The organism is Methyloligella halotolerans, assembly GCF_001708935.1.
In the GTDB taxonomy this organism is placed as follows: Bacteria; Pseudomonadota; Alphaproteobacteria; order Rhizobiales; family Methyloligellaceae; genus Methyloligella; species Methyloligella halotolerans.
The window spans coordinates 17,851-30,406 of the sequence record NZ_MASI01000010.1 but is presented as its reverse complement, the minus strand read 5'-3'; the positions used below and the strand labels follow the sequence as shown (position 1 = coordinate 30,406).

The following is a 12,556-nucleotide window of genomic DNA, read 5'->3' as shown; positions in this document are numbered from 1 at the left end:
CCCGTTACCGGGTCGGCATCGGCGTTTCACCGCGATAGTCGTAGAAGCCGCGATTGGACTTCCGCCCGAGCCAGCCGGCCTCGACATATTTCACCAGCAGCGGACAGGGCCGGTACTTGGAGTCCGCAAGCCCCTCGTAAAGCACCTGCATGATGGAAAGGCAGGTATCGAGGCCGATGAAATCGGCGAGTTGCAACGGCCCCATCGGATGATGCGCGCCGAGCCGCATGGCCGTATCGATCGCGTCCACCGAGCCCACGCCCTCATAGAGCGTATAGACCGCCTCGTTGATCATCGGCAGGAGGATGCGGTTGACCATGAAGGCCGGGAAGTCTTCGGAGACCGCGATGGTCTTCCCGAGCGTGGAGACGAACTCCTTGGCCCGGCCGAAGGTCACATCCTCCGTGGCGATGCCTCGGATGACCTCGACCAGCTCCATCACCGGGACCGGGTTCATGAAGTGCAGCCCGATGAAGCGCTCCGGACGGTCCGTCGCCGCGGCGAGCCGCGTGATCGAGATCGACGAGGTGTTGGTGCCGACAATGGCCTCGGGCTTCAGATAAGGGCAGAGCGCGACGAAAATCTTGCGCTTCACCGTCTCCTCTTCCGTCGCCGCCTCGATGACCAGATCGGCATCGGCGAAGTCGGAATACGACTCGGCGAAGGTGATGCGCCCCTGGGCCTTGTCCATCTCCTCCTGGGAGATCTTGCCGGAGTTCACCTGACGCTCGAGGTTCTTCTCGATCGTCTCCATCGCCGCGTCGTATTTTTCTTTCGACAGATCGTTAAGCGCGACGTCGAACCCGCCCAACGCGACCGCATGGGCGATACCGTTGCCCATCTGGCCGGCGCCAATCACGCCGACCCGCTGGATCGGCCTGTCGCTTTGGGCACGCTCTTTCGTCTCGGCCGCAGGCTTTTCGTCACCCATCGTAGTGGTCTCTGTCGACATCGCGCTTTTCGCTTCTCTTCTTAGTATCCGGCTTTCTCGAGCTCGCTTTCGAGCTCAGGCAGCGCACTGAACAGATCGGCAACCAGGCCGTAATCGGCCACCTGGAAGATCGGGGCTTCGCCGTCCTTGTTGATCGCGACGATCACCTTGGAGTCCTTCATGCCCGCCAGATGCTGGATCGCACCGGAAATGCCGACGGCGATATAAAGCTCCGGAGCAACCACCTTGCCGGTCTGTCCGACCTGATGGTCGTTCGGCATGAAGCCGGAATCGACCGCGGCCCGGCTCGCGCCGACAGCGGCGCCCAGCTTGTCGGCTACGGGCGCGATCAGCTTCTCGAAATTGTCGCCCGATTCCATGCCCCGGCCACCCGAGATCACGATCCGCGCGGAGGTCAGCTCCGGACGGTCGCTCTCGGCCAGATCGGCGCTCACGAACTCGGTCAAACCTGCGGACTCCGGCACGGAGATCTCTTCGATCTCAGCCGAGCCGCCTTCGCCCTTGGCGGCGAACGCCGTGGTCCGGACCGTGGCGACGATCTTGTCGTCCGTGGTCTGCACCGTGGCCAGCGCGTTACCCGCATAGATCGGACGCACGAAGGTGTCCTTCGACTTGACCTCGATGATGTCGGAGATCTGCATGATGTCGAGCTGGGCTGCGACACGGGGCATGATGTTCTTGCCCATCGTGGTGGCCGGCGCCAGCAGCACATCGTAATTGTCGGCGACAGAAAGGATCAGCGCTTCCATCTCTTCGGCGAGATGATGCTCCAGCTGGTCCCCATCGGCCAGCAGCACCTTGCGCACGCCTTCGAGCTTGGCGGCTTCTTCGGCAACGCCTTTGGCGCCCTTGCCGGCGACCAGGATGTCGACATCGCTCTCGAAGGCGTCCGCCGCGGAAAGCGCCTTGGCCGTAGCCGGTGCGAGAGCTTCGTTATCGTGTTCTGCGATCAGCAGCGTCGCCATTAGAGCACCCCCGCTTCGTTCTTCAGCTTGTCCACCAGCTCCGCAACGCTCTCGACGATCTCGCCGGCTTCGCGCTTCGGCGGCTCCTCGACGGAAAGCGTCTTGATATGCGGGGTTACATCCACGCCGAGATCCTCCGGCGTCTTCTCGTCGATCGGCTTCTTCTTCGCCTTCATGATGTTCGGCAGCGAAGCATAGCGCGGCTCGTTGAGGCGAAGATCCGTGGTGATCACCGCCGGCATCTTCAGCGCCACGGTCTCCAGGCCGCCGTCGATCTCGCGGGTCACGTTCACCTTGCCGTCGCCGAACTCCACCTTCGAGGCGAAGGTGCCCTGGGCCCAACCCAGCAGGCTGGCGAGCATCTGGCCGGTCTGATTGCAGTCGTCGTCGATCGCCTGCTTGCCCATGATCACAAGATCCGGGCTTTCGTCCTCGACGGCCTTCTTGAGCAGCTTGGCGACAGCCAGCGGCTCGGTCGTCTCCTCGGTCTTGATCAGGATCGCGCGGTCGGCACCCATAGCGAGCGCGGTGCGCAGCGTATCCTGAGCTTTGGCGGGACCGATCGAAATGGCGATCACCTCTTCGGCGTCGCCACGCTCCTTGATCTTGAGCGCCTCTTCGACGGCGATCTCGTCGAACGGGTTCATCGCCATCTTCACATTGGCGAGATCGACACCGCTACCGTCGGATTTCACTCGGATTTTTACGTTGTAGTCGACGACCCGCTTAACGGGCACAAGGATCTTCATACGCTTCGAATTCCTCTTCCGGTCTCAAATAAACGCGCTCAAGCCCGGAGTCTTTCGCAGTTGCGAAATGGCCCCGGAACGTACTGCCGAGCCTAGTCTTAGTCAATGCACCCCAAGGGTTAGACGACGCATCCGCCCCCTCATGCGCCCCCCCGCGTACGGTCGAAGAGCGGCACCCCTGGCCGCCGCATAAATAGAATGAGAAGGGCCCCCGTGGCCAGCCCCCCGGCATGGGCCCACCATGCGACATCCCCATCCTTGTCGATAAAGATGTTGAGCACCTGCAATCCGATCCAGAACCCAAGCGCCCAGGCGGCATTGATCTTGATGGGAATGCGCCAAAGCGCCAGCACCCAGACCTTCACCCGCGGATGCAGCATCAGATAGGCGGCGATGATCCCCGCCACCGCGCCGCTCGCCCCGATCAGCGGCAGTTCCGAGTGGGGATTCATGATCGAATGCACCAGCCCGGCGGAGATACCGCAGATGAGGTAGAACATGATGAAGCGGAGATGCCCCATGGAATCTTCGACATTGTCGCCGAAGACCCAAAGGAAAAGCATGTTTCCGAGGAGATGCAGCCAGCCCGCATGCATGAACATGTAGGTCACCAGCGTAAGCCGCTCCGGAATGGCGACCTCGCCCGGCGGCCCCAGGGAAGCGTCCCCGATCCAAGGACTGGTCGAGAACAGCTCCGCCGGCACCACCGCGAAGGCCACACCGGTATATTCGTTGACCGGTAGGATCAGCCCGCTCTGATAGACGAGATAGATCCCGACATTCAGCACGATGATGGTGAAGGTGACGTATTGGTGCCGTATCGACTTCAGCGGATTGGTATCGTGGAGAGGAACAAACACCGTCTGAAACTCAGGCTTACGAGCCTCTCCCCCGCGTTACGCTGCTGCTAGCGATTTTGACCCTGCACCCATAAGACGTCGTCGGCACCTTTATTGTTCGCATAGCGCGCCGCGACAAAAAAGAAGTCCGACAAGCGATTCATATACCGGATCGCCTCTTCGCTCACCGGTTCGTCCGGCTTTGCCGCGAGCTCGACCATCAGCCGCTCGGCCCGGCGGCACACCGTGCGCGCCAGATGCAGGAAGCTCGCCGCGGGGCTGCCGCCAGGCAGCACGAAGGAGCGCAACGGCTCCAGCTCGGCGTTCATCTGGTCGATTTCCGCTTCCAGCCGCGCCACCTGATCGGCCGAAATCCGAAGATTTCCGCGCTCATCCGCCGTTTCGGCCGGAAAACAAAGGTCGGCTCCAAGATCCAGAAGATCGTTCTGGATCCGCGCCAGCATGCCGTCCAGATCGGGATTAGCCTCCCGCGTATGCAGACGCGCCAGCCCGACCACGGCGTTGGTCTCGTCGGACGTACCGTAGGCTTCCACCCGAAGATCGTATTTCTTCACACGATCGCCGGTTCCGAGCGCCGTCGTGCCGTCGTCGCCGCCACGGGTGTAGATCTTGTTGAGAACGACCATCCTGCTCCTCTTCGTCTCTTCTTATACGCCTGAGCGTGCCACCAGACGATGACCCTATCGGCTGGAGAAGTAGATCGCGCTCATGATCACGACGATGGCGATGGCCTGAAACAGGATACGCGCGCGCATGAGCTTCTGGCTGCGGTTCGGGCTGCCGCCGCGAAGCATGTTCCAGAGCCCCAGCATGAGCACGATCGCCACGGCGGCCAGCGCCAGTGGGACGAGCAGCGAAAAGACGGATTCCATTGGATTCCTCCCAGTTGCGCCGGGCCCCCGGCGATCTCAAAGACTAGTTCCGCGCTGCAATGGCGTCGAGGGCGCGGGTCGCAGCACCCGTTTGAAGAGCGCTGCCAGATAGGTCGGCACGGTCACGAAATAGCGCGGCTTCGGACGCGGGCTCTCGACCGCCTTGATGAGCTTTGCCGCTACGGTCTCGGGCTCGAGCTTGAAGGTCGAGCTACCGCCCTGCTCCATGGCCGCGATCCGCGCTTTGTAGGTCTCCGCATGAGGCGAGCTCTCGATATCGATATTCGCGCGATATGCCGCCAGCGCATGCTCGACGAAACGGCTGTGGATGGGGCCCGGCTCGATCAGCACCACACGGATGCCGGTCTCCGCGAGCTCCACCCGCATTGTGTCGGCCAAAGCTTCGAGCGCGAATTTCGACGCGCAATAGGCGCCGCGATATGGCGCCGCCACAAAGCCGAGAACGGAGGAGCAATGGACGATCCGCCCACGACCCTGACGGCGCATAGCCGGGATGAAGCGGTTCGTGAGATCGTGCCAGCCGAAGACGTTCGCCTCGAACTGGGCCTTCAGCACGTCGACCGGCAGATCCTCCACCGCCCCGGGCTGGCCGTAGGCGCCGTTATTGAACAGCGCGTCCAGCGTTCCGCCCGTGGCCTGTAGAACCGTGTCGGCGCAGGCCGCAATCGACTGGGGCTCGGTGTAATCGAGATAGACCACCTCGACGCGCTCGTCCGACCTGAGCCGGTCCAGATCCTCCTCGTTCCGCGCGGTCGCGAATACGCGCCAGCCTCTATCCCGCATGGCGCGGACGCAGGCCAACCCGATGCCGGAGGAGCATCCGGTGATCAGGATGCTGCGGCGGGCTTGCTCAGTCATTGAGCCGCCAGAGCGAGAAGGTCAGCGCCGTGGCGAACATCACCCAGAAAAGATAAGGCACCAGCAGAAGCGCCGCTCCCCGGCTCAGGCGCCAGAAGGCGGCGATCGTCCCGCAGATCGCGATCAGCAGCGCCACGGCATCGATGGTGCCGAGCAGCGGGCTGTGCATGTAGAAGAACGCTACGGACCACAGGACGTTGAGGATGAGCTGCGCGCCGAACCAGCGATAGGCCGTCTGTTTCTCCTCGGACGGCACATCGACCCGCCAGATCCAGAACAGCGCGCCGGCCATTGCCGTGTAGAGTAGCGTCCAGACCGGGCCGAAGATCCAGTCCGGCGGGTTGAAGCTCGGCTTCTGAAGGGTCTGATACCAGCCCAGATTGGGCTCGGTGACCATGCCCCCGACAGCGGCCGCCAGGAAGCAGATGGCAAGCGCCACCAGCACCTGCATCAGGATCTTCAGATAATCAGGCTGAACCCGCTTGGTCGGCTGATCCATCCCTTCCGCCTAAGACTCCAGCAGCCGGCGCGCGATCACATGCGCCTGGATTTCCGCCGCGCCCTCGAAGATCGAGAGGATGCGCGCATCGCACAGCACGCGGCTGATGGCATATTCCAGCGCGAAGCCATTGCCGCCATGAATCTGCAGCGCGTTGTCCGCCGAGGCCCAGGCCACGCGGGCCGCGAGCAGCTTGGCCATGCCGGCCTCGAGATCGCAGCGCTTGTCGGCATCCTTCTGCCGCGCCGAATAATAGGTGAGCTGACGGGCCATCAGGATTTCCGCGGCCATCATCACCAGCTTGTCGGCGACGCGCGGGAACTTGATGATCGGCTTGCCGAACTGCACGCGCTCCGCGCCGTAGCGGAGACCGAGATCCAGCGCCGACTGGGCCACGCCGATGGCGCGCGCCGCGGTCTGGATACGGGCCGCCTCGAAGGTCTGCATGAGCTGCTTGAAGCCCTGGCCTTCCTCGGTGCCCAGCAGGTTCTTCGCCGGGACCTTGAAGTCGTCAAAGGAGATGTCGAACTCCTTCATGCCGCGATAGCCGAGCACCTCGATCTCGCCGCCCGACATGCCGTCGGCCGGGAAAGGCTTCTCGTCATCGCCGCGCGGCTTCTCCGCGATCAGCATGGAAAGGCCGCGATAGCCCTTCTGATCGGGATTGGTGCGCGCCAGGATCGTCATGACATCGGCGCGGGCCGCATGTGTGATCCAGGTCTTCTGGCCGGTCACCAGATAATTGTCGCCGTCCTTCTTTGCCCGCGTGGTCAGCGAGGCGAGATCGGAACCAGTGTTCGGCTCGGTGAAGACCGCCGTCGGCAGAATCTCGCCGCTCGCGATCTTTGGCAGCCATTCCTGTTTCTGCTCTTCCGTACCGCCGTTGAGGATCAGCTCGGCAGCGATCTCCGAGCGCGTGCCAAGCGAGCCCACGCCGATATAGCCGCGGGACAGCTCCTCGGAGACGACGCACATCACCTCCTTGCCCAGGCCCAGCCCGCCATACTCTTCCGGCAGCGTCAGGCCGAACACGCCCATCTCGGCCATGGAAGAGACCAGCTCCAACGGGATGTAATCGTCCTTCAAATGCCACTCATGGGCATGGGGCACGACCTCGGCCTGGGAGAAGCGGTACATCTCCTCGCGCATGGCTTCCGAGGTCTCGTCGAGACCGGTATCGCCGAAGGTCACGTTGCCCTGGCCATCGTCGAGCATCTGGGCGATCCGCGCCCGGACACCCGCCGTGTTGCCCGACATCACCGCCTTCACGTCGTCGGTCAGGAATTCCTGGCGGTCGCTATCGTCGAGGCCGAGCTCTTCCAGTCGGACCATCTCGTTCTGGCTCATCACCACGCCGCCGGCGAGCTGGGCCAGATACTCGGCGACGCGACCTGGGTCAGCAGGGCTTCCATCTCGCCGAACCGGCCTTCGCCGTTCATGCGCTCGGCATAATTGGCGGCTTCGCGGATCGCTTCGGCATAGGTGGTCACCCATGCCAGACCGTGGGCGGCATGCTCCTCGCGCTCCAGCGCGGCGCCATCCACCTTGCCGTTCGGAGCCAAGCTCTTGGCGAGCGACTCCGTCGCCTTCTTGCACAGCGTTGCGGCAGCCTCGGAGGCGCCTTTCAGCTTAGCGATAAGATCGGGCAGCTGCTCAGCTTCAGCGGATTCCATGGTCTCGGCGGTGCTCACCAATTTTCCTCCCAACAGCACGTTTTAGCGGGCCGGGAGAGACATAGCCTCTGGCGCGGCCGAAGTGAACCAAGTCCCTTACGCTGGAACGGGACAAATCGTCAAATGAGGCAAATCTACTCGGCCGTTCATCTCGGCAATTCTGCCCATGCAGCGAGATCAGCCTGCCTCGAGGCTCGTGAGACCGAAAATACGGCCCAAGCAAAGCCCCGGATCACCTTTCGGTTATATGCCAAACCCTGGGCCACCCGTAAGCGGCACGAAGACCAGATATCTGAACCGGCAGGACACCACCGTGAAAAGACATCACGGGAAAAAGAAAACGCCGGCACCCGAAGGCCCGGCGTTCTCAAACATTATCTTTCAAGACAGCGAGGCTTCTAGCTCTCCATCTCCTTGGAGGCTTCGAGCACGTCCTCGAAGGACCGCAGACCCGTGGTCGGCGCATTGACCAGCACCGCCATGTTGCCGGGCTGATGCTCGTTGTTCCACATGCGCATATGGGCCTTCGGGATCTGATCCCACGGGAAGACCTCCGACATGCAAGGATCGATGCGGCGCTCGATCATCAGCCGGTTCGCCTGGCCCGCCTGCATCAGATGGGCGAAGTGGGAGCCCTGAATGCGCTTCTGGTGCATCCAGACATAGCGGGCATCCATGGTGAGGTTGTAGCCCGTCGTGCCGGCGCAGAAGACCACCATGCCGCCGCGCTTCACCACGAAGCAGGAGACCGGGAAGGTCGCCTCGCCCGGATGCTCGAACACGCAGTCCACGTTCACGCCCTTGCCGGTGATCTCCCAGATCGCCTTGCCGAACTTGCGGACTTCCTTGTTCCACTCGTCGTATTCCGGCGTGCCGACCTTGGGCATCTGGCCCCAGCAATTGAAGTCCTTGCGGTTGATCACGCCCTTGGCGCCGAGCGACATCACGAAATCGCGCTTGTCGTCGTCCGAAACGATGCCGATGGCATTGGCGCCGGCGGTGGCGCAAAGCTGGATCGCCATGGAGCCGAGACCGCCCGAGGCGCCCCAGACCAGCACGTTGTGGCCGGGCTTCAGGGTATGCGGCCGATGGCCGAACAGCATGCGGTAGGAGGTAGCCAGCGTCAGCGTGTAGCAGGCGGCCTCTTCCCAGGTGAGGTGCTTCGGCCGGGGCAGCAGCTGACGGTCCTGCACGCGGCAGAACTGGGCGAAGGACCCATCCGGGGTCTCGTAGCCCCAGATCCGCTGGGACGGCGAGAACATCGGGTCGCCGCCGTTGCACTCCTCGTCGTCGCCGTCGTCCTGATTGCAGTGGATGACGACCTCGTCGCCGACCTTCCAGCGCTTCACCTTGGAGCCCACGGCCCACACGATACCCGAGGCGTCCGAACCGGCGATGTGGAAATCGTTCTTATGGACGTCGAACATGGAGATCGGCTTGCCGAGCGAAGCCCAGACGCCGTTGTAGTTCACGCCCGCGGCCATCACGAGGACCAGCACGTCATGGGAATCGAGCTCCCATGTCGGCAGCACCTCGAGCTGCATCGCCTCGCTGGGCGGCCCCTGCCGCTCCCGGCGGATGGCCCACGCGTACATATTCTTCGGCACATGCCCGAGCGGAGGGATTTCGCCGATCTCGTAGAGATCTTTGACCTGGGCCTCCTCTCCGGAAACTGAGGCTAGCGACATCTCATTCATCCATTCCTCCCCCGGCTACAGACATAAACACTTTATTGCGGTGCGGCAATTTCCGTCGCCACCCGCTGTGAAAAGCCACGCAGCGAATGACGGGACATGCGCAGAAACCCGCGGAAAATCCCTAAGACGGCCGTCTGAAAGACCCTGTCGCCCGCGGAGGAGAGGCGGAGGTTTCCTGACGCCGGGGTGGAGGGTTAGCAAAAACTCTCGCCGATGCCCAGAGCTTTACGGCAGTGCCGTTTCTGCATCGCAAATAAACCATCCATCACAACTTGGTGTTCCCGTTCCGAGGAACCGGGCCGCAAACGGGGCGTTTTCAATCCATCTGCATCCCCCGATGCACTCCCGCGCGGCCTGCGCTGGGAAAAAACCAACCGTAGACGCTGAAAGCGCAACCCACGGAAGGAACGCTCTGATGAACGGCAAGCTCGCGATACTCGCCACGACCAGCATCCTCACCTTCGGCATCGCCATCCCCGCCTATGCCCAGAACGACAACCTGCCCGCGGGCAGCTTCCGGGTGGCCGAGGACGCCACCGCGCCGAAGACCATGGATAGCGACCCGAGCATGTCTAGCGACGAAGACATGGAGGACGAGGCCATCCAGGAAGACCTGGAGACCGGTGACGATGACGGCGCCATGGGCGACGCGGAGATGCCCGGCAAGACCATGGAGAGCGACCCGAAATAGGCTCGCCTCAAGGACGAACGGTTTCGGCGCCGACGCATGGCGGGGAACGACCCGCCCAACGCAAATTCGATGAGAGGAAACACCTGATGAGTATCGATAAATCCAAATGGATCCTGCTGACCTCCGTAACCGCGGCCGCTTTCGCGTTCGCCGCACCGGCAAAGGCGGAAACGCCCCAGGTCCCGGGCATCGTGATCGCCGCTGACGACTCCATGCCGGCCGAAGCCACCGGCGAGGGCGAGATGAAGCCCGACGCCGCCGCGCCGGACACGGCAGCCGATGACAGCCCGGCCCACACCACGAGCAACCCGGAAGGCCGCATGGATGACGGCGAGATGGAAGAGGGCACAGTCGCGCCCGACACCTCTGCCGACGACGGCATGATGCAGAAAAGCGACCCGGATGCTGTCGAAGAAGAGGACAGCTCGATGGACAACGAAGAGGTCGGCGACCCTTCGACCGATTAGCCTGTGGGTGAAAACCTGACGTCGGAAAGGGCGGTGCGATTCGGTCGCGCCGCCTTTTCTCTGTCTGTGGCCATGCGGCGCGCAGGTCGGGGGGCGCGGAGTTCGGTCGCGCCTGATTCATTTGCTATAATTGCGCACCGATGACAGAAAAGATGCAAGGCCCCGCGCATTCCACCGCCGGGGCCGCATTATTCAATCGTGCAGTTGGGATGCGGGAGTGAGGATCGATGGGAGCGGGCGAAAAGAACGTTGAGGAAGTCAAGCGGGACCGGCCTTGGATGTTCCGCACCTATGCGGGCCATTCCTCGGCAAAGGCTTCGAACGAGCTTTATCGAAAGAACCTGGAGAAGGGTCAGACCGGCCTTTCCATCGCCTTCGATCTCCCCACTCAGACCGGATACGATTCCGACCACGTGCTGGCTCGCGGCGAGGTTGGCAAGGTCGGCGTCTCCATCTCCCATCTCGGCGACATGCGGGAGCTGCTCGACGGCATTCCCCTGGGCGAGATGAACACGTCCATGACCATCAACGCGACCGCCGCATGGCTGCTGTCGCTCTATATCGCCCTCGCCGACGAGCAGGGCGTCTCCCGCGCCGAGCTCCAGGGCACGACCCAGAACGACATTCTTAAGGAGTATCTTTCCCGCGGGACCTACGTCTTCCCGCCGGATCCCTCCTTGCGCCTGATCAAGGACATGATTGTCTACACGTCCCAGGAGGTTCCGAAATGGAACCCCATGAACGTGTGCTCCTATCATCTACAGGAAGCCGGTGCGACGCCGACCCAGGAGCTCGCCTTCGCCCTTGCCACGGCCCAGGCCGTGCTCGACGAGGTGAAGAATTCAGGCGAGATCGCACCAGAGAAGATGCCCACCGTCGTCGGCCGCATCTCCTTCTTCGTCAATGCCGGCGTCCGCTTCATCACCGAGATGTGCAAGATGCGGGCATTCGTCGATCTGTGGGATGACATCACCCAGAACCGCTACGGCGTCGAGGATCCGAAGTTCCGCCGCTTCCGCTACGGCGTCCAGGTGAACTCTCTCGGCCTCACCGAGCCGCAGCCTGAGAACAACGTCTATCGCATCCAGCTCGCCATGCTGGCCGTCGTGCTGTCCAAGAAGGCGCGCGCCCGCGCCGTCCAGCTCCCGGCCTGGAACGAGGCTCTCGGTCTGCCACGTCCTTGGGACCAGCAATGGTCCCTGCGCCTGCAGCAGATCCTCGCCTTCGAGACGGACCTCCTGGAGTACGGCGATATCTTCGACGGCTCCGAGGAAATCGAGGCGAAGGTCGCCGAGCTCATCGGGGAGGCCCGCGCCGAGCTCACGAAGATCGACGAGATGGGCGGCGCCATGAAGGCGATCGACTACATGAAGGACAGCCTGATCGCATCCAACGCAGCCCGTATCGAGGCTATCGAGACCGGCGAGCAGGTTCTGGTCGGCGTCAACAAATATACCGAGACCGAGCCCTCCCCGCTGGCCGCCGGCGAGAACGACATCTTCACCGTGCCCGAGCACGTGGAGATGGAGCAGGTAGCCGCCCTTCAGGAATGGCGCAGCCAGCGGGACGACAAGGCCGTGCAGGACGCCCTGCGCGAGCTGAAGTCGGCAGCGCAAGAGGGCCGCAACATCATGGAGCCCTCCATCGCCGCCGCCAAGGCCGGCGTCACCACCGGCGAATGGGGTCAGATCCTGCGCGAGGTGTTCGGCGAATACCGCGCCCCCACGGGCATGGGCGCCGCCCACAAGATGGACGAGGCCCGACTGGAGCAGGTCCGCAAGCGCGTCGACGAGGTCTCCGAGAAGCTCGGTGAGCGTCTCACCTTTGTGGTCGGCAAGCCCGGCCTCGACGGACATTCCAACGGTGCCGAGCAGATCGCCGTCCGCGCCAAGGATTGCGGCATGGAAGTCGTCTATGACGGCATCCGCCTGACGCCCGCCCAGATCGTCGAGCAGGTGAAGGAGTCCGGCGCCCATGTGGTCGGGCTCTCCATCCTGTCCGGCTCCCACGTTGCGCTGGTGCGAGACGTCGTTCAGCGGCTCCGCAACGAAGGACTGGGCAATATCCCGGTCGTGGTCGGCGGCATCATTCCCCAGGCCGACGAGAACGTGCTGAAGCAGTGCGGCGCCGCGGCGATCTACACGCCCAAGGACTTCCAGCTCAACGACATCATGAACGGCATGATCGACCTGGTTGAGCGGGGTCTGAACGATCCCGAGAAGCAAAAGCAAGCCGCAGCCGAGTAGCCCCCG

At 63.0% G+C, this 12,556-nt stretch carries 12 protein-coding genes and 1 pseudogene; 3 read left to right on the top strand and 10 right to left on the bottom strand.

Translation table 11 applies throughout. The annotated features are described in order from the left end of the window. Positions 1 to 4 precede the first annotated feature (4 nt). The 10 genes and pseudogenes from A7A08_RS14120 to ccrA all read right to left on the bottom strand — a co-directional run bounded on the left by A7A08_RS14120 (position 5) and on the right by ccrA (position 9,146). A complete protein-coding gene (locus tag A7A08_RS14120) occupies positions 5 to 931 on the bottom strand; it encodes a 3-hydroxybutyryl-CoA dehydrogenase (RefSeq protein WP_069096114.1) in 927 nt (308 codons plus the stop codon). Between the two features lie 41 nt (positions 932 to 972). After that, positions 973 to 1,917 (bottom strand): electron transfer flavoprotein subunit alpha/FixB family protein, encoded by a 945-nt coding sequence (locus tag A7A08_RS14115; RefSeq protein WP_069096113.1) that lies wholly within the window; start codon positions 1,915 to 1,917, stop codon positions 973 to 975. Continuing rightward, on the bottom strand, positions 1,917 to 2,666 hold the full coding sequence (locus A7A08_RS14110; protein ID WP_069096112.1) for an electron transfer flavoprotein subunit beta/FixA family protein: 750 nt from the start codon (positions 2,664 to 2,666) through the stop codon (positions 1,917 to 1,919). The genes A7A08_RS14115 and A7A08_RS14110 overlap by 1 nt, the downstream gene beginning before the upstream one ends. 140 nt (positions 2,667 to 2,806) lie before the next feature. Further along, complete coding sequence (locus tag A7A08_RS14105; protein WP_069096111.1) at positions 2,807 to 3,526, bottom strand: rhomboid family intramembrane serine protease; 720 nt, start codon at positions 3,524 to 3,526, stop codon at positions 2,807 to 2,809. 47 nt (positions 3,527 to 3,573) lie between these two features. Next, entirely contained in the window at positions 3,574 to 4,152 is a 579-nt protein-coding gene (locus tag A7A08_RS14100; RefSeq protein WP_069096110.1) for a cob(I)yrinic acid a,c-diamide adenosyltransferase, read from the bottom strand. Positions 4,153 to 4,206: 54 nt separating this feature from the next. Beyond that, entirely contained in the window at positions 4,207 to 4,398 is a 192-nt protein-coding gene (locus A7A08_RS14095; protein ID WP_069096109.1) for a twin transmembrane helix small protein, read from the bottom strand. 36 nt (positions 4,399 to 4,434) lie between these two features. Then, complete coding sequence (locus A7A08_RS14090) at positions 4,435 to 5,277, bottom strand: SDR family NAD(P)-dependent oxidoreductase (protein ID WP_069096108.1); 843 nt, start codon at positions 5,275 to 5,277, stop codon at positions 4,435 to 4,437. Beyond that, entirely contained in the window at positions 5,270 to 5,776 is a 507-nt protein-coding gene (locus A7A08_RS14085; protein ID WP_069096107.1) for a TspO/MBR family protein, read from the bottom strand. Before A7A08_RS14085 ends, A7A08_RS14090 begins: the two co-directional genes overlap by 8 nt. Before the next feature lie 9 nt (positions 5,777 to 5,785). Beyond that, a pseudogene (locus A7A08_RS14080) lies at positions 5,786 to 7,449 on the bottom strand (acyl-CoA dehydrogenase family protein). A 398-nt stretch (positions 7,450 to 7,847) separates the two neighbouring features. Further along, positions 7,848 to 9,146, bottom strand: a complete 1,299-nt coding sequence (ccrA, locus tag A7A08_RS14075) for a crotonyl-CoA carboxylase/reductase (protein WP_069096106.1) — start codon at positions 9,144 to 9,146, stop codon at positions 7,848 to 7,850. 415 nt (positions 9,147 to 9,561) lie between these two features. Here ccrA and A7A08_RS14070 point away from each other — a divergent pair, with 415 nt between their 5' ends. The 3 genes from A7A08_RS14070 to A7A08_RS14060 all read left to right on the top strand — a co-directional run bounded on the left by A7A08_RS14070 (position 9,562) and on the right by A7A08_RS14060 (position 12,550). Further along, entirely contained in the window at positions 9,562 to 9,837 is a 276-nt protein-coding gene (locus A7A08_RS14070; protein ID WP_069096105.1) for a hypothetical protein, read from the top strand. Positions 9,838 to 9,923: 86 nt separating this feature from the next. Next, complete coding sequence (locus A7A08_RS14065) at positions 9,924 to 10,304, top strand: hypothetical protein (protein ID WP_069096104.1); 381 nt, start codon at positions 9,924 to 9,926, stop codon at positions 10,302 to 10,304. 227 nt (positions 10,305 to 10,531) lie between these two features. Beyond that, on the top strand, positions 10,532 to 12,550 hold the full coding sequence (locus A7A08_RS14060) for a protein meaA (protein ID WP_069096103.1): 2,019 nt from the start codon (positions 10,532 to 10,534) through the stop codon (positions 12,548 to 12,550). The last annotated feature ends 6 nt before the right edge of the window (positions 12,551 to 12,556 follow it).

What these genes read in the sequence shown, in the direction of transcription:
- A7A08_RS14120 (WP_069096114.1), bottom strand. Translation starts at nt 931, where the DNA reads ATGGGTGACGAAAAGCCTGCGGCCGAGACGAAAGAGCGTGCCCAAAGC.
- A7A08_RS14115 (WP_069096113.1), bottom strand. Translation starts at nt 1,917, where the DNA reads ATGGCGACGCTGCTGATCGCAGAACACGATAACGAAGCTCTCGCACCG.
- A7A08_RS14110 (WP_069096112.1), bottom strand. Translation starts at nt 2,666, where the DNA reads ATGAAGATCCTTGTGCCCGTTAAGCGGGTCGTCGACTACAACGTAAAA.
- A7A08_RS14100 (WP_069096110.1), bottom strand. Translation starts at nt 4,152, where the DNA reads ATGGTCGTTCTCAACAAGATCTACACCCGTGGCGGCGACGACGGCACG.
- A7A08_RS14095 (WP_069096109.1), bottom strand. Translation starts at nt 4,398, where the DNA reads ATGGAATCCGTCTTTTCGCTGCTCGTCCCACTGGCGCTGGCCGCCGTG.
- A7A08_RS14090 (WP_069096108.1), bottom strand. Translation starts at nt 5,277, where the DNA reads ATGACTGAGCAAGCCCGCCGCAGCATCCTGATCACCGGATGCTCCTCC.
- A7A08_RS14085 (WP_069096107.1), bottom strand. Translation starts at nt 5,776, where the DNA reads ATGGATCAGCCGACCAAGCGGGTTCAGCCTGATTATCTGAAGATCCTG.
- ccrA (WP_069096106.1), bottom strand. Translation starts at nt 9,146, where the DNA reads ATGAATGAGATGTCGCTAGCCTCAGTTTCCGGAGAGGAGGCCCAGGTC.
- A7A08_RS14070 (WP_069096105.1), top strand. Translation starts at nt 9,562, where the DNA reads ATGAACGGCAAGCTCGCGATACTCGCCACGACCAGCATCCTCACCTTC.
- A7A08_RS14065 (WP_069096104.1), top strand. Translation starts at nt 9,924, where the DNA reads ATGAGTATCGATAAATCCAAATGGATCCTGCTGACCTCCGTAACCGCG.
- A7A08_RS14060 (WP_069096103.1), top strand. Translation starts at nt 10,532, where the DNA reads ATGGGAGCGGGCGAAAAGAACGTTGAGGAAGTCAAGCGGGACCGGCCT.